The organism is Bacillus coahuilensis m4-4, from assembly GCF_000171615.1.
GTDB classification, from domain to species: domain Bacteria; phylum Bacillota; class Bacilli; order Bacillales; family Bacillaceae_K; genus Bacillus_T; species Bacillus_T coahuilensis.
Window position 1 is genome coordinate 1 of sequence record NZ_ABFU01000131.1, and the last position, 1,513, is coordinate 1,513.

The window sequence follows — 1,513 nt, forward strand, 5'->3', positions numbered from 1 at the left end:
CAAGGGGTGGGGCATGGTGTTTTATTTGGAAGCCACCGCGAAGAACCTTACCAGGTCTTGACATCCTCTGACAACCCTAGAGATAGGGCGTTCCCCTTCGGGGGACAGAGTGACAGGTGGTGCATGGTTGTCGTCAGCTCGTGTCGTGAGATGTTGGGTTAAGTCCCGCAACGAGCGCAACCCTTGATCTTAGTTGCCATCATTAAGTTGGGCACTCTAAGATGACTGCCGGTGACAAACCGGAGGAAGGTGGGGATGACGTCAAATCATCATGCCCCTTATGACCTGGGCTACACACGTGCTACAATGGACGGTACAAAGGGCAGCGAAGCCGCGAGGTGAAGCCAATCCCATAAAACCGTTCTCAGTTCGGATTGTAGGCTGCAACTCGCCTACATGAAGCTGGAATCGCTAGTAATCGCGGATCAGCATGCCGCGGTGAATACGTTCCCGGGTCTTGTACACACCGCCCGTCACACCACGAGAGTTTGTAACACCCGAAGTCGGTGGGGTAACCTTTTGGAGCCAGCCGCCTAAGGTGGGACAGATGATTGGGGTGAAGTCGTAACAAGGTAGCCGTATCGGAAGGTGCGGCTGGATCACCTCCTTTCTAAGGAATATTCATACATCTACGATGTATGACAAAAATGAACTTCTACTAAGTTCGCCACGTCCTGTGGTAACGTAGAAGTCAGCGCGTCGTGCGCAAGTACGTTGCGTTGTTGTCTTTTCAGTTTTGAAGGTTCAATCCTTCAACTTTATAGCGAAGTAAGAATGGGCCTATAGCTCAGCTGGTTAGAGCGCACGCCTGATAAGCGTGAGGTCGGTGGTTCGAGTCCACTTAGGCCCACCATTTTCATTTTTACAACTTAAAAAAATGGGGCCTTAGCTCAGCTGGGAGAGCGCCTGCTTTGCACGCAGGAGGTCAGCGGTTCGATCCCGCTAGGCTCCACCACTTGTACTTTGAAAACTAGATAAAGCAACACATGAAGATATAATATTTGCCATTTGGCAAACCGAGTATCGTCACTGATGGATTTTAACCGATTTTTTAAAGAAGTGATCGCTCACTTCGAATTGAGTTTTTAGGTTAAGTTAATAAGGGCGCACGGTGGATGCCTTGGCACTAGGAGCCGACGAAGGACGGGACTAACACCGATATGCTTCGGGGAGCTGTAAGTAAGCTTTGATCCGGAGATTTCCGAATGGGGGAACCCACTGTTCGTAATGGAACAGTATCTTTACCTGAATACATAGGGTAATGAAGGCAGACCCAGGGAACTGAAACATCTAAGTACCTGGAAGAACAGAAAGAAAAATCNATTCCCTCAATATCCCCAACCCAAACCAGATTATCCCAAACCAACACACTTCCCTCTTGGGGTTTTATNACATTCTATACTCANTTACAAAACANTACNTTAANTNAACTCTTCTNTAAACCCCCCTCATTTAAAGTAACAACCCTNTANCTNAAACTCTACTCACTCTTTATAATGGCCTGAGTACGGCG

At 48.1% G+C, this 1,513-nt stretch carries 2 tRNA genes and 2 rRNA genes; all 4 read left to right on the plus strand.

Going from position 1 to position 1,513, the window contains the following annotated elements:
- Window positions 1-610, plus strand: a 16S ribosomal RNA gene (locus M44_RS19040); the annotation flags it as partial.
- 166 nt (window positions 611-776) lie between these two features.
- Window positions 777-853 (plus strand) — tRNA-Ile (locus tag M44_RS19045).
- Window positions 854-879: 26 nt separating this feature from the next.
- Window positions 880-955 (plus strand) — tRNA-Ala (locus M44_RS19050).
- A 133-nt stretch (window positions 956-1,088) separates the two neighbouring features.
- Window positions 1,089-1,513, plus strand: a 23S ribosomal RNA gene (locus M44_RS19055); the annotation flags it as partial.